A 19,216-nucleotide genomic window follows, 5' to 3' on the forward strand; every position below is an offset into this window, starting at 1 on the left:
TGGGTGACGAAGGGTGACTCTTCAGTGACGTAACGTCGCAGCGTGATCGAGCCGCACGCCCCCGCCCCGCCCGGCGCTCCGCCGTCCTGGGCCGGGCCTGCGCGGCTGCCCGTCCGCCCCGGCACGGGCCGGTTCCTCGTCCTCGCCTGCGTCTTCGTCTGCGCGGCCTGCGGACTGGTGTACGAACTCGAACTGGTCGCCCTCGCCTCGTACCTGATCGGCGACTCCGTCACCCAGGCCTCCGTCGTGCTGTCCGTCATGGTCTTCGCGATGGGCATCGGCTCACTCGCCGCCAAGCGGCTGCGCGGGCGGGCGGCGGCCGCGTTCGGCGTGCTGGAGGCGCTGCTCGCCCTGGTCGGCGGATGCAGCGCGATGGTGCTGTACGCCGTCTTCGCGTGGACCGGCGACTGGGGAGGTCCGTGGGCGAGCGGCCCGCGCTGGCTCCTGGTCGCCTTCTCCCTCGCCATCGGCCTGCTCATCGGCGCCGAAGTCCCCCTGCTGATGGAGCTGATCCAGCGCATCCGCCGCCAGGACGCCGGCGGCGCGGTGGCCGACCTGTTCGCCGCGGACTACGTCGGCGCGCTCGTCGGCGGCCTGGCCTTCCCCTTCCTGCTGCTGCCCCGGTTCGGCCAGCTGACCGGCGCGCTGCTCACCGGCGCGGTCAACGTGGCCGCGGGCACCGCCCTCGTCCTCGGCCTGTTCCGCCGCGACCTGACCCGCCGCGCCCGCCTGCTGCTGCTGTGCGCCAACCTCGCCGTGCTCGGCGTCCTCGCCACCGCCGCCGTCCTCGTCGACGACTTCGAACGGGCCGCGCGGGAGGAGGTCTACGGCACCGACGTGCGCGTCGCCCTCCAGACCGGCGTCCAGGAAGTGGTCCTCACGGGCGGCACCCACGGCCGTCCCCTCGGCCTCTTCCTCGACGGCCGCCTGCGGGTCAGCGGCCGCGACGAACGCCGCTACCACGAGGCACTGGTCCACCCCGCGATGAACGGCCCCCACGCGCGCGTGCTCGTCCTCGGCGGCGGCGACGGCCTCGCCGCCCGCGAAGTGCTGCGGTACCCCGGGGTACGGCGGGTCGACGTCGTCGAGCTCGACCCCGCGCTGGTGGACCTGGCCCGCAGCGACCCGGCACTGTCCCGGCTCAACGGCCATGTCCTCGGTGACGCCCGCGTCCACGTGACCACGGCCGACGCGTTCCGCCGACTGTGGACGGCGCCCCCCGTCCCGTCGTACGACGTGGTGATCGCCGATCTCCCCGACCCCGGCATCACGGCGAGCACCAAGCTGTACTCGCAGGAGTTCTACGGCCTCGTCCGCCGCGTCCTGGCCCCCGACGGCCGCGTCGTCGTGCACGCGGGGCCGGTCTCCTCCCGGCCCCGGGCCTTCTGGACCGTGGAGTCGACGATGCGTGCGGCGGGCCTGCTCACCACGCCCTACCGTGTCGGCGGTCGCGACTCCGGATTCGCCGCGGGCCCCGACCGCACGGCCGGTGCGTCCCGCGCCCCGGACGACTGGGGCTTCGTCCTGGCGTCCGAGTCGGCGCGCCCGGCACTCGGCCTCGACGCCCGGGAGCCGCGGCCGACGACCCTGACGGAGGAATCCCTGCGGGCGGCGCGGAGCGCGGCGCAGGCGACGAGGATCAGGGGTCTGGTGGCCTCGACGTTGGTGCATCCGCGCTACTGACGCCGAAGGGCGCGGTCACTTTCCACCAACGGGGGTGCACGACCGTCGCCCCTGGGTAGGCTCGGCAACCATGGAGCATGAGGTGTTCGTTCCGGTTCCGGTCGAGCGGCTGAGGGAGGCCCTGGGAGATCCCGCCAGGGTCGTCCGGGCGGTTCCCGGGTTCCAGCAGGATGCCGGTGCCGAACCCGGCACCGGGCGCCTGAAGGTGCGGGTCGGCAGCCACTCCATCACCTACCGGGGCGCGGTCCGCGTCCTGGGCCAGGACGACGGCTCCTACGCCGTCGAGGGAGACGCCACCGAGGCCCGCGGCACCGGCTCCGTCAAACTCACCCTCACCCTCCGACCGCGCGACACCGACGGCGGCACGACCCTGGCCTTCCACGCCACGGCGACGGCGGACGGTCGCGTCACGGAACTCCCCCAGGACGCGGTGGGCTCCGCGGTCGTACGCCTGCTGAACCGTTTCGCGGAGGCGCTGGCCGAGGGGGAGGAAAAGACACCGGAGGCTTCGGGGACGGCTTCGGAGACTCCTGAGGCTGTGGAGACCCCCGAGACCGTGGAGTCTGCTGAGGCCGTGGAGACTCCCGAAGCCGTCCCTGAAGCCGTGGAAACCCCTGAGGAACCCCCGGTACCAGAGCCCCCGGCCCCCGACGTTCAGGACTTCACCGAACCGGTCGGCCCCCCGGCCGAGGCGGCCCATGCCCGGCGCACGATGATCGGCCGCAGCGCGGAAGAGGTCGACCACGCGCCCCCCAGGGGCCGCTACGCCCCCGTCCCCGCCCCCCAGACGGCGGCCTCGGGAGCGACCCTGCGCTGGGCGGCCCCGGCGGCGGCCGTGGTGCTGGCCTCGGCGATCGTGGTGGGAAGGGCCCTGCGCAGACGCCGTTGAGAGGCACCACCTGTTCTCAGGGACGCGGAGTTGTCCGCGCGATGACGGCATAGGGTCGTCCCGTGAGCCATGAACACATCACCCTGACCGCGGGCACCGCGGAAGTCACCGTGCAGCCGGAGAACGGCGGACGAATCGGCGGCCTCAAGGTCGACGGCACCCAACTCCTGCGCCAGGGCGACCGTTTCGGCTGCTTCCCGATGGTCCCCTGGTGCGGCCGTACCCGGGACGGCCGCTTCCGCGACGGCGCGACGGTACGTCAGATGCCCCTCAACTCCCCGCCGCACGCCATCCACGGCACGGCACGCGACGGCGCGTGGACCGTCGCCCGCAGCGGGAGCGACTCCGCGGTCATCACGTACGACCTCGTCGACCCCTGGCCCTACCCCGGCCGCGTCACCCAGGTCGTCGCCCTCACCGAGGACGCCCTGACGCTCACGATGTCCGTGGAGACGTACGACTCCTCCTTCCCGGCCCAGATCGGCTGGCACCCGTGGTTCAACCGCACCCTCGACGGCGGCGAACCCGTGCGGCTCGACTTCACCGCCGCCTGGCAGGAGGAGCGCGGCGACGACCACCTGCCCACCGGCCACCGGATCGCCCCCGGGCCCGGCCCCTGGGACGACTGCTTCGGCATGCCGGGCGGCGTCGACGTCACGCTCACCTGGCCCGGCCGGCTGGAGCTGAAGGTCGCCAGCCGTGAGGAGTGGGTCGTGGTGTACGACGAGCAGGAGGCCGCCGTCTGCGTGGAGCCGCAGACCGGCCCGCCCAACGGCCTGAACACGCTCCCGCGCCTGGTCACCCCGCTGGAGCCGCTGGAAGCCGCCACCACGTGGACCTGGCGCCGGCTCTAAGCTGAGGGTCATGACGGACGTACGCGGCGAGCTGCTGCAGCAGATCAAGGACAAGGCCGTGGTGCACGGCAAGGTGACCCTGTCGTCGGGCCTGGAGGCCGACTACTACGTCGACCTGCGCCGCGTCACCCTCGACGGTGCGGCGGCCCCGCTGGTCGGGCAGGTGCTCCTGGACCTGACCGCCGACCTGGAGTTCGACGCGGTGGGCGGCCTGACCATGGGCGCCGACCCGGTCGCCGGCGCCATGCTGCACGCGGCCGCCGCGCGCGGACAGCACCTGGACGCCTTCGTCGTCCGCAAGGCCGCCAAGGCGCACGGCATGCAGCGGCGCGTGGAGGGCCCCGACATCGCGGGCCGCCGGGTCGTGGTCGTCGAGGACACCTCCACCACCGGGGGCTCCCCGCTCGAAGCGGTCGCGGCCGTGCGCGAGGCCGGCGCCGAGGTCGTCGCCGTCGCGACGATCGTCGACCGCGCGACCGGCGCCGCGGAGAAGATCGAACAGGGTGCGGGAGTGCCGTACCGCTTCGCGTACTCCAAGGACGAGCTGGGCCTGGACTGACCACGGACCGGTCGCGGGATGGACCATCCGGCCGAGTCTGGAAAGATGGGGCCGACGATGACGTCGAACCCCCACACAAGGTCTAGGTCAGGGCCGTAAGCACGCAGTACGCCAACCCGCAGATACAAGGAGCGGACACATGCCGATCGCAACCCCCGAGGTCTACAACGAGATGCTCGACCGGGCGAAGGCAGGCAAGTTCGCCTACCCGGCCATCAACGTGACCTCGACCCAGACCCTGCACGCTGCGCTGCGCGGCTTCGCGGAGGCCGAGAGCGACGGCATCATCCAGATCTCGACCGGCGGCGCCGAGTTCCTGGGCGGCCAGTACAGCAAGGAGATGGTCACGGGTTCCGTGGCCCTCGCCGAGTTCGCGCACATCGTCGCCCAGAAGTACCCGGTCACGGTCGCCCTGCACACCGACCACTGCCCCAAGGACAAGCTCGACGGGTACGTACGCCCGCTGATCGCCGTGTCCGAGGAGCGGGTGAAGGCCGGCGGCAACCCGCTGTTCCAGTCCCACATGTGGGACGGCTCGGCGGAGACCCTCGCCGACAACCTCGCCATCGGCCAGGAGCTCCTGGAGCGCGCCCGCGCCGCGAAGATCATCCTCGAGGTCGAGATCACCCCGACCGGCGGCGAGGAGGACGGCGTCACGCACGAGATCAACGACTCCCTGTACACGACGGTCGACGACGCCATCCGTACCGCGGAGGCGCTCGGTCTCGGTGAGAAGGGCCGCTACCTGCTGGCCGCCTCCTTCGGCAACGTCCACGGTGTGTACAAGCCGGGCAACGTCGTCCTGCGCCCCGACCTGCTGAAGGAGCTGAACGACGGCGTGGCCGCCAAGTTCGGCAAGCCGGCCGGCGCCCAGCCGTTCGACTTCGTCTTCCACGGCGGCTCCGGCTCCACGGAGGAGGAGATCCGCACCGCGCTGGAGAACGGCGTGGTCAAGATGAACATCGACACCGACACGCAGTACGCCTTCACGCGTCCGGTCGCCGACCACATGTTCCGCAACTACGACGGCGTCCTGAAGGTCGACGGCGAGGTCGGCTCGAAGAAGACCTACGACCCGCGCACCTGGGGCAAGCTCGGGGAGGCCTCGATGGCCGCCCGTGTCGTCGAGGCCACGCAGAACCTGCGTTCGGCGGGTACGAGGATCAAGTAGTTCCCGCGTTTTCAGCGAGCCCGGTGCTACGGCACCGGGCTCGCTGTATATCTGGGGCATGCCCGACGTCCGGTTGGCCTCACCGCAAGGCAAGTGGATTCTCCTCACCACCGTCCTCGGCTCCAGCATGGCCCTGCTGGACTCGACCGTCGTCAACGTCGCCCTGCCGCGCATCGGCCGTGATCTGGACGCGGACCTCGGCGCGCTGCAGTGGACGGTCAACGCCTACATGCTGACGCTGGCCGGGCTGATCCTGCTCGGCGGTTCCCTCGGCGACCGGTACGGGCGTCGCAAGGTCTTCGTGATCGGGGTCGTGTGGTTCGCGGCGGCCTCCCTGCTGTGCGGCCTCGCCCCGAACGCCGGTGTCCTCGTCGCCGCCCGCGCCCTCCAGGGGGTCGGCGGCGCCCTGCTCACACCGGGGTCGCTGGCGCTGATCCAGGCCTCCTTCCACCCCGACGACCGGGGCCGTGCCGTCGGCCTGTGGTCCGGGTTCGGCGGCATCGGGGCGGCCGTCGGCCCCTTCGTGGGCGGCTGGCTGGTGGACGGGCCGGGCTGGCGGTGGGTGTTCCTCCTCAACGTCCCGCTGGCGCTGCTGTGCGTGCCGGTCGCCCTGCGGCATGTGCCGGAGTCTGCGGACGGGCGCGCGGACCACGGGCGTTTCGACGTGCTCGGCGCGGTCCTGGGCGCGCTGGCGCTCGCCCTGGTGACGTACGCGCTGATCGAGGCCCGTTCCGGTTCCCTTCTCGTCGCCGTCACGGCGGTCGCGGGCGTGACCGCCGGGGTGGCCTTCGTGGCCGTGGAGAAGCGGCGGCCCGATCCGTTGATGCCGCCCGCGATCTTCGCGTCCCGGCAGTTCACGGCGGTCAACGTCGTCACGCTGTGCGTGTACGCGGCCTTCGGCGGCTTCTTCTTCCTCGCCGCGCTCCAGCTCCAGGTCGTCGTCGGCTACTCGGCGCTCCAGGCCGGTACGGCCCTGTTGCCGACGACCGTGCTGATGCTGCTGTTCTCCGCCCGCTCGGGCGCGCTGGCCGACCGGATCGGCCCCCGGATCCCGCTCACCGTCGGGCCGCTGCTGTCCGCCGCCGGGATGCTGCTCATGCTGCGGGTCGGACCGGGGGCGTCGTACGTCGTCGACATCGTGCCCGCGCTGCTGGTCCTCGGGGCGGGCATGGTCACGCTGGTCGCGCCGCTGACGGCGACCGTGCTGGGGTCGGTGGACGCCTCGCGGGCGGGGCTGGCGAGCGGGATCAACAACGCGGCGGCGCGGGCGGCGGGCCTGATCGCGGTGGCCGCGTTGCCGCTGGTCACGGGGATGGGCGAGGAGGCGTACCGGTCGGCGTCGGCTTTCGACGACGCCTTCGGGCGGGCGATGACGGTGTGCGCGGGGGTGCTGGTGGTGGGGGCGGCGGTGGCCTTCGCGACCGTACGGCCGCTGCCGCCGGGATGCCGTCGGCCGGAGTGCCGTACGCACGGGGCGGTGATGGCGCCGCCGCTGGAGGGGGCGCCGGTGCGGAAGCGGCTGTCGTAGGGCGACCGCGGGCCGGTGGGGGCTGGTCGCGCTCCGCGGCGGAGCCGCATATCGATACAGCCCCGCGCCCCTGGGTGGGTGGGGCGCGGGGCCGTGTCGTGGAGGCGTACGCCCATGCCCGTACGGGCCGCCGTCACTGTCCGACTGCGGTGATGGTTACCGCTTGAGCTCGGTGTACGCCTCGGCGCTGCTGTCCTTGAGGAACTGCCAGCAACGCTCGGTCTCGTCCTTCTCGTCGATCTCGCCGGCGGCGCGGGCGAGGGCGGCGAGGCAGCGCAGGAACCCGCGATTGGCCCGGTGCTCCCAGGGGATGGGGCCGTGCCCCTTCCATCCGGCCCGGCGCAGCGAGTCCAGGCCGCGGTGATAGCCGGTGCGCGCGTACGCGTACGACTCGACCACTCGCCCCGCCTCGAAGGCGTCGTCGGCGAGCATCGCCCAGGCGAGCGAGAAGGTGGGGTACTTCGCCGCAACCTCGGCCGGCGACTGGGACTCCTCGCCCAGCAGGCGGTACGCCGTTTCGTTCTCGGGAAGGTAGGTCGGGTCCGGGCCGCCGAGCAGGTTCTTGTGCGTCGTCATGCGAGCAGTCTGCCACTTGGGCCAAGTCGACCCGACAGCGCGCGTATCGGCCCGGGCAACCGGGTTTCGAGGTCCCGGGAGAGGGATGCGCGGTCCCGGGAGAGGGATGCGTGGTCGCGTCGAGCCTGGGGTGCCCTTGGGGGCACCGGGCATGGCTCTGCCGACGGCTCTCCCCCAAGGGAGCCGTCGGCAGAACCGGGAACCCCTGACCCACACTCAGTGGCGTGGCCCCCAACCAGCCAGGGGTGGCCTCTGGGACGGCGTGACCTCGTAGGGCCTGGTCCCGGGCCATGGCATGTGGCAGCCGACGTGAGGAGCCGAAGACCGGCCCAGCCGCAGGGCGAGCGTCGCAGGGATGGATCTCCCGGGCTCCGAGTCGGTGCGCGGGAGATCGGGGAAACCGGTCTCGCCGGTGATTCGCTGCATGGAGCGCCTTCCCCGGGTCACGTGTGTCGCACACACGCCGAATGTCCGCTGCCGGGGTCAGGGGCGGCTCTCTCTGTTGAGAGTAGGTGCCTTTCGAGGAGTTGACCAGGGTGGCCCGGCCGGTGCCCGTCTCAGGGGGACCGGACGCTCGTGATCCGGGCCCGGGCTCCGCCACGGCGTGCGAGCGCGGCATGTGCCTCGTCCAGGGTGGGCGACAGGTCGAAGGCCTCGGTGAGTCCCACGATCCTGAGGAGCTTGAGGATCAGGGGATGAGGGCAGACGAGCAGCAGCTGTCCGCCCCGGGCCTGGGCTCGTCGACGGGCACGGCACAGCAGCGTCAGGCCGAAGCAGTCCAGGAACTCGACGGGGCCGAGGTCGATCACGACCGCGGGGGCCGGACCGTCCGTCGCCGCGTCCAGTTCCGGAGTGATGTGAACGGCGGCGGCGATGTCTATCTCGCCGTGGAGTTCGACGACCGTGTGTCCGTGGGCCCGATAGGCGCGGACGTGGTGGGGTGGCGGTGTGGTTGGCGGTGTGGTGTCCCGGAGCATGACTGCATCACCGTGCGTTCGACGTATTGCCCGCCGCGGATTTGACGGGCGGGCGACGACAGAGACCGACGGTCACCGGGAGCAGGGGTGACGAAGTAAGGCGATCCTATGCGGGAGTCAAGTCACCCACATGGGGGGAAACCGCTCTCATAGGACAAGGTACATCCTTTGGGGTGACTTACTTCTAAAATGCTTGACATTCGGGAATTGGTTACCTCGCACGGCTCGCCACCTGCCCACCCGGCTCCGCGTGCCCTCACCACCCGGCCCCGGTTCCGCTAGGGTCGTGTTGTGATGGCAGATCAGTCTTCCGAGGACCACTACGCCATCGTCGCTGTCGCGGCATCCGCCGGTGGCGTCCAGGGGCTGATCGCGCTGCTGGGGAGCCTGGGCCCGGATCTGCCGGTGCCGGTGCTGGTCGTCCAGCACCTCGACCCCCGGCATCGGACCGTGCTCGCCGATGTTCTCTCCCGCCGCACCGAACTCCAGGTCAAGCTCGCCGAGGAAGGCGAGCGCGTACTGCCCGGCACGGTCTATATCGCCCCTCCGGACCGGCATCTCCTCGTCGGCCCCGACGGCGTCCTGGCCCTGTCGCGCACCGAGCTCGTCCATTTCGTACGCCCCTCCGCCGACCTCCTCTTCGAATCCGTCGCCGCCTCGTACGGACCGCGGGCGATCGCCTGTGTACTCACCGGCACGGGCAGCGACGGCGCCATGGGACTGGACGCGGTCAAGTCGCGCGGCGGCACCGTGATCGCCCAGGACCCGCTGACGGCGGAGTTCAAGGGGATGCCGCAGGCCGCGGTGGACACGGTGACCGTCGACTTCGTGGTGCCCCTTGAGGAGATCCCCGCGGTCATCCGTGGGCTGGTCGAGGCCAAGAGGCAGTGATGAACGCATCGCAGGACATCGAGACCGACGTGGCGCTGGAGGAACTGCTCGTCTTCCTCAGGGATGCCCGCGGCTTCGACTTCACGGGGTACAAGCGGTCCACCCTGAGCAGGCGCATCCACAAACGCATGACCGACATGAACGTGCGCTCCTACGCGGACTACCAGGACCTCCTGGAGACCAGCGCCGATGAATTCGGCGCCCTCTTCAACACGATCCTGATCAATGTCACGTCCTTCTTCCGCGACCCGGACGCCTGGGCCTTCCTCCAGAAGGAAGTCGTCCCCGAACTCCTCGCGGACATCCCGCCGGACCAGGAGATCCGAGTGTGGAGCGCGGGCTGCTCCAGCGGCGAGGAGGCGTACTCGCTGGTCATCATGTTCGCGGAGGCGCTCGGCATCGAGGAGTGCCTGCGCCGGGTCAAGATCTACGCCACCGACATCGACGAGGAGGCGCTGCGCGAGGCCCGCTCGGGGCTGTATCCGGCGAAGTCCCTGGAACGGCTCACCGTCGAGCTGCGCGACAAGTACTTCGAGCAGAACGGCGTGCTGTTCGGCTTCCGCGCGGATCTGCGGCGCCGGGTGATCTTCGGGCGTCACGACATCACCCAGGACGCCCCGATCTCCCGGCTCGACCTGCTGGTCTGCCGCAACGCGCTCATGTACTTCAACGTCGAGGCCCAGACCCAGATCATCGACCGTTTCCACTTCGCCCTGCGTCAGGGCGCCTTCCTCTTCCTCGGCAAGGCCGAGATGCTGTTGAACGACGCCGACCGCTTCGAGGTCCAGAGCATGCGGCAGCGGATCTTCCGGCGCAGCGCGGGTGACACGGGGCTGCCCTACCACCCGGCTCCCGCGAAGAGCAGGGGCGGCCGAGGCGTCGAACTGCACTCGGTCACACGCACCCGTCACCTGCGCGACCTGGTCCTCGACGCCGGCCCCACCTCGTCGATCGCCGTCGACAGCGACGGGACCGTCGTGGTGGTCAACAGCCAGGCGAGGAGCCAGTTCGGCCTGACCGCCGCCGCCATCGGCCGTCCCTTCCAGGACCTGGAGATCTCCTACCGGCCGGTCGAACTCCGCTCGCTGATCGACCAGTCCACACACGAGCGCCGGACCCTGCGGGTCAACAGGGCCGAACGGAGGACGGGTGAGGACATCCAGTACTACGACATCCTCATCCAGCCGCTCGCCTCGCCCAGCGGGCTGCATGTCGCCACCCTGATCTCCTTCACCGACGTCACGGTGGCCACCCAGTTGAAGTCCGAGGTCAAACGGGTGCGCGAGGATCTGGAGACGGCCTACGAGGAACTCCAGTCGACCAACGAGGAGCTGGAGACGACCAACGAGGAACTCCAGTCCAGCATCGAGGAGCTGGAGACCACCAACGAGGAACTCCAGTCGACCAACGAGGAGCTGGAGACCACCAACGAGGAACTCCAGTCCGGCAACGAGGAACTGGAGACCATGAATGACGAGATGCGCATCCGCACGGAGGAACTGGACGAGGCCAGGGCCTTCCTGGACGCCGTGCTGACCAGCATCGCGGCGGGTGTGGTGGTCCTGGACCGCGGCCTGAAGGTCAGAAGCTGGAACCGGGGCGCCGTCGACATGTGGGGGCTGCGCTCGGACGAGGTGATCGACGAGCAGTTCTTCGAGCTGGACTTCGGCCTGCCCACCGATGTGCTGCGGCCCCTTGTGCAGACGTGCCTGGAGACCCGCAAGCGCTCCGGGCCGGTCGGCGTCGAGGCCCTGAGCCGTATCGGCCGCCCCCTCACCTGTGACGTGTTCTGTTCCCCGTTCGACAGCCACAACGGAGGCGTCGTCCTGATGATGGAGGAAAGCCGGAACGACGACTCCGGCTGACCCGGCGGCGGCGTACGCTTCGAGCATGAACCCGCAGGGGCGCGAGGAAGCCCTCGACCTGGCGGCGGCCGCACGGAGCCGTGCCGCCCAGGCGGGAGAGCGCGCGGACCGGGCGGACGCGGCCGCCGAGCGACACGAACGGCTGGCGGGGGAACCGGGGCGTCAGTTCCACGAGCACATCGCGGCCACACACCGCAGGTCGGCCGCGTGCCATCGCTCCTCGGCCCGGCTCCAGGAGGCGTTCGCCCGCCGTACCGAGGAATGGGCCGCAGGTCAGGGCGTTCGGCCTCGGTTCATGACCGGTGTCGCGGAGGCGTGCGGGACGGGCAGCGCGGCGCTCACCCTGGTCGACTCCCGTCACAACCAGCTCGCGGTCGCCGTCTCCGACGAACGGTCCCGGGCCGCCCAGGACCTGGAGTACATCCTCGGCGAAGGGCCGGCCCTGGACGCCGTGTCGGACCACTCCCTGATCCTCGCCTCGGGGTCGGTGATCAGGACCCGCTGGCCCGCCTACGGTCCCGCTCTGGCCCCGCTGGGTATCGACTCGGTGGCCGCTGTGCCCCTGGGCACGGACGGCGGCTGCATCGGGGCCCTGACGGTGTTCGGCCCGCGCCCCGGCCTCGTGGGCTCCGACGACCTCGCCGAGGTCGCCGCCGCCCTCACCAGGATCGTGCTCCTCGGCCCGGACGCCGACCCGGAGCTCTACGGTGGTACCGATCACCGGGACCTGGTGCACCAGGCGGCGGGTGTGCTCTCCGTCCGGGACAGCTGCCCCGCCGCCGACGCCCTGGACCTCATCAAGGCCCGAGCATTCGCGGAGGAGGTGTCCACCGAGGTGATCGCCCGGCGGATCGTGCACGGCGACCCGAACGTCAGCTGAGGGAGAAGTGCCATGACGCCGCAACAGCGGCTTGCCGACGCGTTCGTCGCACTGGCCGGCGGCACAGGAGACGACCCTGTGGACGTTCCCCGCACTCTCGCGGTCCTCGCCGCCCGCAGCCCCTCCCTGCTCGGTGCCCATGCCGCAGGCGTGGTGTTCGCTCCCGAAGAGCGCTCGGAACTCCGGGTCGCAGGGTCCGACCCGGAGGTGTCCCGCATGGAACACGAAGCGGCCGGTCTGCGCGAAGGCCCCGGCCACGACTGCCACCGCGGCCGGCTGCCTCCGGTCCAGGCCGCCCTCGACGGCAGTCCGGCCAGGCAGCGCTGGCCCCACTACGCCCCACGCGCACTGAAACTGGGCTACACGCGTGTGGCCGCTCTTCCCCTGCGGGGCCCCGCCAGGACCACCGGGGCGCTGGTCCTGCTCTCCGGTCGGCGGACCCCGTTTTCCCCGGAGGCGCTGACGCTCGCCCAGTCGTTGGCCGACTTCACCGCCGTCACTCTGGAACGGGCCGGCGAGGCACACCGCAGCCGGATTCTGACCGCACAGCTGGAGAACGCCCTGGCCAGCCGCGTCGTCATCGAGCAGGCCAAGGGCATTCTCGCCACCCACCTGTCCCTGACCATGGTCGACGCCTTCGCCCTGCTGCGCGCCCACGCGCGCTCGCACCAAAAGCCGGTGCACGACGTGGCCCGCGAGATCGTCGAAGGGCGTGCCGATCCCGGGCTCATCGAGCCCACGCGGTGACGAGGACGCCGATCGCCCCGGTCGCCCCGGTCGTGAGGCCGTGATGTGAGGTCCGTCCGATGTGACCGGGCGGGCCTTGCGTTTTCGCGGGACCATCGAAGAGGATTTGCCGCGGGGACCGGGGCGTCCTGTCGACAACGGCAGGTGCGGACCGCTACCCGGAGTAATAACAGGAGACAGCGATGTCGTCCCATGAGGCTCACGAATCGCAGGAGCCCGAGACCCCGCATCTCGACTTCCAAGGCACGACGCCGTACGAGGACTACGTCAAGGCGGACGTGCTCACCCACCTCCAGCACACCCTCTCCGACGATCCCGGAGAGATGGTCTTCCTGGTCACGACCCAGGTGATGGAGTTGTGGTTCACCGTCATCGTGCACGAGTGGGAGACCGCGGCGGGTGCGCTGCGCTCCGACGACGTGCCGACCGCGGTCGCCGCGCTGAAGCGTTCCGTGCGGGAACTGGAGGCGCTGACCGCCTCCTGGAAGCCGCTCGGCCAGCTGACCCCGGCGCAGTTCAACTCGTACCGCAGCGCCCTCGGCGAGGGATCCGGCTTCCAGTCGGCGATGTACCGCCGCATGGAGTTCCTGCTCGGCGACAAGTCCGCGTCCATGCTCGTCCCGCACCGGGGCGCGCCCCGCGTGCACGCCGAGCTGGAGAAGGCGCTGCACGAGCCGAGCCTGTACGACGAGGTGCTGCGGCTGCTCGCGCGGCGCGGGCACGCGGTCCCCTCCTCGGTCCTGGACCGGGACGTCTCGCGGCGTTACGAGCCGTCGGAGGAGGTGGAAGCCGTGTGGACGGCTCTCTACTCCGGCCCCGAGAACGACGAACTCGCCCGCCTGGGTGAGGCGTTGACCGATGTCGGCGAGCTGGTGTGGCGCTGGCGCAACGACCATCTCGTCGCCACGCGCAGGGCCATGGGCTCCAAGGCCGGCACGGGCGGCTCCGCCGGGGTGGCCTGGCTGGAGAAGCGCGCGCAGAAGAGCGTGTTCCCCGAGCTGTGGACGGCGCGCTCTCATGTCTGAACTCGCCTCCAAGGCACAGGAGTTGGACGCCGGTGACGAACTGGCGCGCATACGCTCGCAGTTCGTCCTCGACGAGGTCGTCTACCTGGACGGCAACTCGCTCGGCGCGCTTCCCGCCGCCGTCCCCGGGTGCGTCGAGGACGTCGTGCGCCGTCAGTGGGGTTCGCTCAGGATCCGGTCCTGGGACGAGAGCGGCTGGTGGACCGCGCCCGAGCGGATCGGCGACCGGATCGCTCCGCTCGTCGGGGCGGCGGCCGGGCAGATCGTGGTCGGTGACTCGACAAGTGTCAACGTCTTCAAGGCACTTGTGGGTGCGGTACGGCTCGCGGGCGGTCCCGAATCCGGTCGTGACGAGGTGGTCGTCGACGCGACCACCTTCCCCACGGACGGGTACATCGCGCAGTCCGCGGCCCGGATGACGGGCTGCACACTGCGTGCGGTGACCCCGGCGGAGGTGCCGGACGTGCTGAGCGGCCGTACGGCGGCCGTCCTGCTCAACCACGTCGACTACCGCACCGGGCGCCTGCACGACCTGCCCGGACTCACGGCCGCCGTGCACGAGGCCGGAGCGGTCTCGGTCTGGGACCTGTGCCACAGCGCGGGCGCCCTGCCGGTCGGGCTCGACGCGCACGGCGTCGACCTCGCCGTCGGCTGCACCTACAAGTACCTGAACGGCGGCCCGGGTTCACCGGCGTACCTCTATGTGCGCCGCGAGCTCCAGGACCGTTTCGACTCCCCGCTGCCGGGCTGGAACTCCCATGCGGAGCCCTTCGGGATGCGGCCGTCGTACGAACCGGCGCCGGGCGCGCTGCGCGGTCGCGTCGGCACGCCGGACATCCTGTCCATGCTCGCCCTTGAGGCGGCCCTGGAGGTCTGGGACGGGGTGCCGGTCGAGGCGGTGCGCGCCAAGTCCCTCGCCCTGACGGACTTCTTCCTGGAGTGCGTCTCGTCGTACGTCGGTGAGGGGCGCGTCGAGTGCGTGACCCCGCTGGCGCACGGGGAGCGGGGCAGCCAGGTCGCGCTGCGCTGTGAGGACGCCGGTGAGGTGATGAAGCGGCTCATCGAGCGCGGTGTGGTGGGCGACTTCCGGCACCCGGACGTGCTGCGGTTCGGATTCACGCCGCTGTACGTCGGCTTCGCGGACGTGGAGCGGGCGGCGGGGGTGCTGGGGGAGATCCTCGACGAGAGCGCAGGCGGGCGCGGCTGATCGGCTGACCGGCTGCCGGTGGTGTCAGGCCGGGGTGACGTACACCCCGGCCTTCGCCGCGGCCAGCGCCGCGTCCGCCGCGCGGTCGGCGGCGGCGGGGTCGGGGGTGGTTCCGGCGGTGAGGAGGCCGTAGTAGAGGGGGGCCGAGACCGCCCGTACGACGTTCGCGGGGTCCGTGCCGGCGGGGAGCTCCCCGCGCGCGACGCCCTCCGTCACGCACGGGGCCCACTCGGCGATCCGTACGTCGTAGAAGTGCCGCAACGCCTCGGCCGTACGCGTGTCGCAGGCCGCCGCGGCGATGACCGCGCGGAACAGCGCGCCCTGCCGGGGGTCGGCGAGCGTCCGCTGGACGAGGGAGGCGTTGGCCCGCAGGTCGTCCCGGACCGATCCGGTGCGGGTGCGGGGCAGCGACTGTTCGGCCATGTCCGCGAGCAGGTCGGCCACCAGCGCGGTGACCGTCCCCCACCGCCGGTACACGGTCGTCTTGCCGACCTCCGCGCGGCGGGCGACCTCCGCGAGATCGAGGCGGTCCAGACCCTGCTCCGCGAGCACGTCTCCGGCCGCGCGCAGCACGGCGGTACGGACACGTGCGGTACGCCCTCCGGGACGGACGGTGCCGGGTTCGGCGGACATATCGGCCTCCTCGGTACGCTCCGGATCCGCGGGTGCGGACACCTCGCCAGCGTAACGAAACAGCAGAACCGTTTAACCCTCACCGAGCGTGACATCCCCGTGTCCGCGCACGTCATCGGGCTGATACCGTCCCGGCCAACGGCCGAATTCTCTTCCAGGACGGTTTGCCGGTCCGTCAAATCCGTTTGATCGCTGAGAGGTTGGAGCATGTCGGACGACGCCGCAGCCCGTGCCGCCGCAGAAGCCCGCGCCGCGGCCGAGGAGGAGTCGGCCTTCTCGCACCCGGCGGTCGACCCCGACGTCACCGTCGCGTACGGCGACGACCCCGATCAGGTGATCGACTTCTACGCCCCGCGCGAGGAGCGAGTGCCGGGTGGGATCCTCGCTCCCCTGGTCGTCGTCCTGCACGGCGGGGCGTGGCGGGCACCGTACGACCGCCGTCATGTGACGCCGTTCGCGGACTTCCTGGCCCGGCGGGGGTTCGCGGTGGCCAATGTGGAGTACCGGCGGGGCGGGGTGTCGATTCCGGCTCCGATTCCGATTCCGGGGCAGGGTACGGCGGCTGGTGGGGGTGCGGGCGGGCCGGTTGCCGGGCGCTGGCCGGAGACCTTCGACGACGTGGCCGCCGCGATGGACGCGCTGCCCGGGTTCGTACGGGAACACCTTCCGCAGGCGGACCCGCGCCGCATGGTGGTCACCGGCCACTCCGCGGGCGGCCACCTGGCGCTGTGGGCCTCGGCGCGGCACCTCCTGCCCACCGACGCAGCCTGGCGCACCGACCGACCGGCACCCCTGCGCGGTGTCGTCGCCCTCGCCCCGATCGCCGACTTCACGGTCGCCGACAAGCTGGACGTGTGCGGTGGGGCGTGCCACCAACTCCTGGGCGGGGCGGAGGAGTTCGCCGCGCGCATGCCGTACGCCGACCCGGCGCTCCTGCTCCCCACCGGCATCGCGACCACCCTCGTGCAGGGCCGCGCCGACACGGTCGTCCCTCAGGCGGTCGCCGAGGCGTACGCGGACGCGGCGGCCAAGGCGGGCGAGGTGGTGGGGCTGACGCTGCTGGAGGACGTCGGTCACTTCCCCCTGATCGACCCGGCGGCGGACGCGTGCGCGGTGGTGGCGGAGGAGATCGCACAGCTGGCGTGGTGAGACGGGCCAGGTGCGGTGGGTGCGGTGGGTGTGCGGGTGCGGCGGGTCGGCTGCCTGAGCCGGCGTCCCGGCCCGCGCCCGTCGCGACGTACGCTCCGAGGCTTCCCGCGCCCGTCGCGACATAGCCTCAGAGGCGTCTCGCGGCGCACGTTGCAGCCCCTCCCGGTGATACCCGTAGTACCTGAGAGCTACGACTCAGAAGAGCTCCCCGGCGTGACGCGGACGACAGGCGCTGCTCCGTAACTTCCTTTCCAGACACGCCCGATGGCCGGGCGGACAGGGAGGGGCGACGACGTGGGGAGCATCCGGAGGGGCCGGCGCGAGGGGCGCGGGGACGCGCGGGACCACGCGTGGGAGGAGCGAGGGGAACGCCCACGCCGCCGGACCCACAGATGGCGCCGAGCCCTTCTCGCGAGCCTCATCGTCACCGCGGTGGTGGCCCCTCTCTCCGCCGCGGCCGACCCGGAGATCCCCGCCCCGAAGCCTGCCGCCCTCCCGGCGGTCACCGCCTCCACCCTCACCGGTGTCTACGCCGCCAACAGGGCCAACGCCGCCGAGGCCGCCGACATGGCCGCGGCCCACGGCGACGCCCACCGTGCCGAGGCGGACCGGGAGATGGCCGAGCCCGCCCGGCACCTCCTCACCTTCGACGGCCGGGGCCCCGGCCGGGCGAGCGAGGTCTTCGGTGACCTCGCCGACGCCGACCACGTGGCCGTCCTGGTCCCCGGCTCCGACACGTCCCTGGACACCTACCCCCGCTTCCTGGCGGCCGCGGAGGCCCTCCACCGCCACCTCACAAGGACGGCCCCTCAGGGCACCCGCACCGCGGTGGTCGCCTGGCTCGGCTACCGCACCCCGGACACGATCAGCACCACGGTCCTCACCACGGACCGGGCCGACGAAGCAGCCCCCCGGCTGCGGGAGTTCATACGCGCACTGCACGGCATCGTCGGCCCCCGGGCGACCGTCTCCCTCCTGTGCCACTCCTACGGCACCGTCGTCTGCGCCCGAGCCGCAGCCCACCTGGACATCGACGACCTGGCCCTGGTCGGCAGCCCCGGCACCGGCACGGACACCGTGACCGGGCTGCACACCCCGGCCCGGGTCTGGGCGGCCAGAGGCAAGGACGACTGGGTCGCGGAGGTACCGCACGTCAGGACCGACGTCTTCGGCGTCACCGTCGGCTTCGGCACCGACCCGGTCTCCCCGGCCTTCGGCGCGCGCGTCTTCGCCGCCGGCGAGGGCGGTCACAGCGACTACTTCACCCCGGGCTCGGTCTCCCTGACCAACCTCGCCCGGATCGTCCTCGGAGACACCGCGGAGGTGACCCGTGCCTGAGATCGAGACCCACCACCCCCGGGGCGGCGTGCGCGACGCCATACGCCGGAGCGCGGACGGCATACGCCGGGCCGTCGCCCGGATCGACACGGCGACACCCGGAGGGCGGGACCGTGCCGTGGACGCCCTGCGCGCCTTCGCGATCCTCGGCGTGGTCCTCGGCCACTGGCTGGTGACGGCCCTGGTCGCCGACGGCGGTGCCCTGCACGCCGCGAGCCCGTTGCAGCACATGCCGTGGCTGGCCCCGATCTCCTGGGCCTTCCAGACACTGGCCGTGTTCTTCCTGGTGGGCGGCCATGTGGCGACACGCGGCTACACCTCGGCACGCGCGCGTGGGACGACCTACGGGCAGTGGCTGAAGGGGCGCATGGTGCGGCTGTTCAAGCCGGTAGCCGCAGTCCTGGCGCTGTGGACGGTGGCCGCGGCGGCCCTGCTGCTGAACGGCGTCCCGTTCGGCACGGTCCGCACCCTGGTCAAGCTCGCCCTGTCCCCGATGTGGTTTCTTCTGGTCTTCGCCGCGCTGACGGCGGCGACCCCGCTGCTGCGGCGGCTCCACCCGCTGTGGCCGCTGGCCGTCGTCCTGCACGTGGACATCGTGCGCTTCGGGCTCGGCGGCCCGGACTGGCTCGGCTGGGTGAACCTGGCGGCCGGCTGGCTGGTGCCGTACACCCTGGGCGCGGCCTGGACACGGGGCGAGCTGGAGGGGCGGCGCGCGGGATGGCTGCTGCTCGGCGGCGGTGCGGTGGTGACCGCGGTGCTCGTCGCGTGGGCGGGGTATCCGGCGTCGATGGTCGGGGTGCCGGGCACCCAGGTCTCCAACCTGAACCCGCCGACGCTGGCCGCGGTCACCTTCGGCCTGGCTCAGTGCGGCCTCGCCCTGCTGCTGCGCGACCGGCTGCGCCGCGGCATGCGGCGCCCGCTGGCCTGGGCGGCGGTGGCGCTGGTCAACCTCTCCGCGATGACGGTCTTCCTGTGGCACCAGACCGCGCTGATGGCCACCACGGCCACCGGCCTCGCTGTGGGCCGTCTTCCCGGTCTGCACACCGTGCCCGACGGCCTGGGCTGGGTGGCGGCCCGGCTGGCCTGGCTCCCGGTGTTCGCTGTCGTCCTGACGGTCTGCTGGGCGGCCTTCCGGTCCTTTGAGCAGGGGCCGCGCAGGATCGCGGGCCGAGCGTCACGGGTGATCCGGGTCCACCGGCGTACCGATCAGGCCCCGGCGAAGGAGGCGCGTCGTGCCTAGGGTG

General features: G+C 71.9%; 18 protein-coding genes. 15 read left to right on the forward strand and 3 right to left on the reverse strand.

What is annotated here, in order from left to right; translation table 11 throughout:
• The first annotated feature begins 42 nt into the window (after nt 1-42).
• The 6 genes from ACZ48Z_RS37185 to ACZ48Z_RS37210 all read left to right on the forward strand — a co-directional run bounded on the left by ACZ48Z_RS37185 (nt 43) and on the right by ACZ48Z_RS37210 (nt 6,684).
• Complete coding sequence (locus ACZ48Z_RS37185; protein ID WP_468740319.1) at nt 43-1,683, forward strand: polyamine aminopropyltransferase; 1,641 nt, start codon at nt 43-45, stop codon at nt 1,681-1,683.
• Between the two features lie 70 nt (nt 1,684-1,753).
• Complete coding sequence (locus tag ACZ48Z_RS37190; protein WP_468740320.1) at nt 1,754-2,572, forward strand: SRPBCC domain-containing protein; 819 nt, start codon at nt 1,754-1,756, stop codon at nt 2,570-2,572.
• A gap of 62 nt (nt 2,573-2,634) precedes the next feature.
• Nucleotides 2,635-3,426, forward strand: a complete 792-nt coding sequence (locus ACZ48Z_RS37195; protein WP_468740321.1) for an aldose epimerase family protein — start codon at nt 2,635-2,637, stop codon at nt 3,424-3,426.
• Nucleotides 3,427-3,436: 10 nt separating this feature from the next.
• Complete coding sequence (gene pyrE, locus ACZ48Z_RS37200; RefSeq protein WP_468740322.1) at nt 3,437-3,985, forward strand: orotate phosphoribosyltransferase; 549 nt, start codon at nt 3,437-3,439, stop codon at nt 3,983-3,985.
• A gap of 139 nt (nt 3,986-4,124) precedes the next feature.
• On the forward strand, nt 4,125-5,156 hold the full coding sequence (fbaA, locus tag ACZ48Z_RS37205; protein WP_468740323.1) for a class II fructose-bisphosphate aldolase: 1,032 nt from the start codon (nt 4,125-4,127) through the stop codon (nt 5,154-5,156).
• Nucleotides 5,157-5,214: 58 nt separating this feature from the next.
• A complete protein-coding gene (locus tag ACZ48Z_RS37210) occupies nt 5,215-6,684 on the forward strand; it encodes an MFS transporter (protein ID WP_468740324.1) in 1,470 nt (489 codons plus the stop codon).
• A gap of 156 nt (nt 6,685-6,840) precedes the next feature.
• Here ACZ48Z_RS37210 and ACZ48Z_RS37215 read toward each other — a convergent pair whose 3' ends face one another.
• Together ACZ48Z_RS37215 and ACZ48Z_RS37220 are read right to left on the reverse strand one after the other, a co-directional pair.
• Nucleotides 6,841-7,260, reverse strand: a complete 420-nt coding sequence (locus ACZ48Z_RS37215) for a DUF3151 domain-containing protein (RefSeq protein WP_468740325.1) — start codon at nt 7,258-7,260, stop codon at nt 6,841-6,843.
• Between the two features lie 557 nt (nt 7,261-7,817).
• The gene (locus tag ACZ48Z_RS37220; RefSeq protein ID WP_468740326.1) at nt 7,818-8,237 is read right to left on the reverse strand and encodes an STAS domain-containing protein; all 420 of its coding nucleotides are present in this window, start codon (nt 8,235-8,237) and stop codon (nt 7,818-7,820) included.
• Nucleotides 8,238-8,531: 294 nt separating this feature from the next.
• Between ACZ48Z_RS37220 and ACZ48Z_RS37225 the strand changes: the two genes are divergently transcribed.
• From ACZ48Z_RS37225 to kynU, 6 genes are all read left to right on the forward strand, one after another.
• The gene (locus tag ACZ48Z_RS37225) at nt 8,532-9,128 is read left to right on the forward strand and encodes a chemotaxis protein CheB (RefSeq protein WP_468740327.1); all 597 of its coding nucleotides are present in this window, start codon (nt 8,532-8,534) and stop codon (nt 9,126-9,128) included.
• The gene (locus ACZ48Z_RS37230; protein WP_468740328.1) at nt 9,128-10,993 is read left to right on the forward strand and encodes a CheR family methyltransferase; all 1,866 of its coding nucleotides are present in this window, start codon (nt 9,128-9,130) and stop codon (nt 10,991-10,993) included. The genes ACZ48Z_RS37225 and ACZ48Z_RS37230 overlap by 1 nt, the downstream gene beginning before the upstream one ends.
• A 25-nt stretch (nt 10,994-11,018) precedes the next feature.
• The gene (locus ACZ48Z_RS37235; protein ID WP_468740329.1) at nt 11,019-11,873 is read left to right on the forward strand and encodes a GAF and ANTAR domain-containing protein; all 855 of its coding nucleotides are present in this window, start codon (nt 11,019-11,021) and stop codon (nt 11,871-11,873) included.
• A gap of 12 nt (nt 11,874-11,885) precedes the next feature.
• Nucleotides 11,886-12,620, forward strand: a complete 735-nt coding sequence (locus tag ACZ48Z_RS37240) for a GAF and ANTAR domain-containing protein (protein WP_468740330.1) — start codon at nt 11,886-11,888, stop codon at nt 12,618-12,620.
• Between the two features lie 182 nt (nt 12,621-12,802).
• Nucleotides 12,803-13,645, forward strand: coding sequence for a tryptophan 2,3-dioxygenase family protein (locus tag ACZ48Z_RS37245; protein WP_468740331.1), 843 nt, complete (start codon nt 12,803-12,805; stop codon nt 13,643-13,645).
• A complete protein-coding gene (gene kynU / locus ACZ48Z_RS37250) occupies nt 13,638-14,852 on the forward strand; it encodes a kynureninase (RefSeq protein ID WP_468740332.1) in 1,215 nt (404 codons plus the stop codon). Before ACZ48Z_RS37245 ends, kynU begins: the two co-directional genes overlap by 8 nt.
• Nucleotides 14,853-14,876: 24 nt before the next feature.
• Here kynU and ACZ48Z_RS37255 read toward each other — a convergent pair whose 3' ends face one another.
• On the reverse strand, nt 14,877-15,485 hold the full coding sequence (locus tag ACZ48Z_RS37255; protein ID WP_468740333.1) for a TetR/AcrR family transcriptional regulator: 609 nt from the start codon (nt 15,483-15,485) through the stop codon (nt 14,877-14,879).
• A 207-nt stretch (nt 15,486-15,692) separates the two neighbouring features.
• On the opposite strand from ACZ48Z_RS37255, the gene ACZ48Z_RS37260 reads away from it, so the two are divergent.
• From ACZ48Z_RS37260 to ACZ48Z_RS37270, 3 genes are all read left to right on the forward strand, one after another.
• Nucleotides 15,693-16,634 (forward strand): alpha/beta hydrolase, encoded by a 942-nt coding sequence (locus tag ACZ48Z_RS37260; protein ID WP_468740334.1) that lies wholly within the window; start codon nt 15,693-15,695, stop codon nt 16,632-16,634.
• Between the two features lie 432 nt (nt 16,635-17,066).
• Entirely contained in the window at nt 17,067-17,972 is a 906-nt protein-coding gene (locus ACZ48Z_RS37265; protein ID WP_468740335.1) for an alpha/beta hydrolase, read from the forward strand.
• A 1-nt stretch (nt 17,973) separates the two neighbouring features.
• Complete coding sequence (locus ACZ48Z_RS37270) at nt 17,974-19,212, forward strand: acyltransferase family protein (protein ID WP_468740419.1); 1,239 nt, start codon at nt 17,974-17,976, stop codon at nt 19,210-19,212.
• Nucleotides 19,213-19,216: the final 4 nt, after the last annotated feature.

The organism is Streptomyces sp. NPDC031225, assembly GCF_055570355.1.

What these genes read in the sequence shown, in the direction of transcription:
- ACZ48Z_RS37215 (WP_468740325.1), bottom strand. Translation starts at nt 7,260, where the DNA reads ATGACGACGCACAAGAACCTGCTCGGCGGCCCGGACCCGACCTACCTT.
- ACZ48Z_RS37225 (WP_468740327.1), top strand. Translation starts at nt 8,532, where the DNA reads ATGGCAGATCAGTCTTCCGAGGACCACTACGCCATCGTCGCTGTCGCG.
- fbaA (WP_468740323.1), top strand. Translation starts at nt 4,125, where the DNA reads ATGCCGATCGCAACCCCCGAGGTCTACAACGAGATGCTCGACCGGGCG.
- ACZ48Z_RS37220 (WP_468740326.1), bottom strand. Translation starts at nt 8,237, where the DNA reads ATGCTCCGGGACACCACACCGCCAACCACACCGCCACCCCACCACGTC.
- ACZ48Z_RS37255 (WP_468740333.1), bottom strand. Translation starts at nt 15,485, where the DNA reads ATGTCCGCCGAACCCGGCACCGTCCGTCCCGGAGGGCGTACCGCACGT.
- ACZ48Z_RS37245 (WP_468740331.1), top strand. Translation starts at nt 12,803, where the DNA reads ATGTCGTCCCATGAGGCTCACGAATCGCAGGAGCCCGAGACCCCGCAT.
- ACZ48Z_RS37230 (WP_468740328.1), top strand. Translation starts at nt 9,128, where the DNA reads ATGAACGCATCGCAGGACATCGAGACCGACGTGGCGCTGGAGGAACTG.
- ACZ48Z_RS37210 (WP_468740324.1), top strand. Translation starts at nt 5,215, where the DNA reads ATGCCCGACGTCCGGTTGGCCTCACCGCAAGGCAAGTGGATTCTCCTC.
- kynU (WP_468740332.1), top strand. Translation starts at nt 13,638, where the DNA reads ATGTCTGAACTCGCCTCCAAGGCACAGGAGTTGGACGCCGGTGACGAA.
- ACZ48Z_RS37235 (WP_468740329.1), top strand. Translation starts at nt 11,019, where the DNA reads ATGAACCCGCAGGGGCGCGAGGAAGCCCTCGACCTGGCGGCGGCCGCA.
- ACZ48Z_RS37190 (WP_468740320.1), top strand. Translation starts at nt 1,754, where the DNA reads ATGGAGCATGAGGTGTTCGTTCCGGTTCCGGTCGAGCGGCTGAGGGAG.
- pyrE (WP_468740322.1), top strand. Translation starts at nt 3,437, where the DNA reads ATGACGGACGTACGCGGCGAGCTGCTGCAGCAGATCAAGGACAAGGCC.
- ACZ48Z_RS37260 (WP_468740334.1), top strand. Translation starts at nt 15,693, where the DNA reads ATGTCGGACGACGCCGCAGCCCGTGCCGCCGCAGAAGCCCGCGCCGCG.
- ACZ48Z_RS37240 (WP_468740330.1), top strand. Translation starts at nt 11,886, where the DNA reads ATGACGCCGCAACAGCGGCTTGCCGACGCGTTCGTCGCACTGGCCGGC.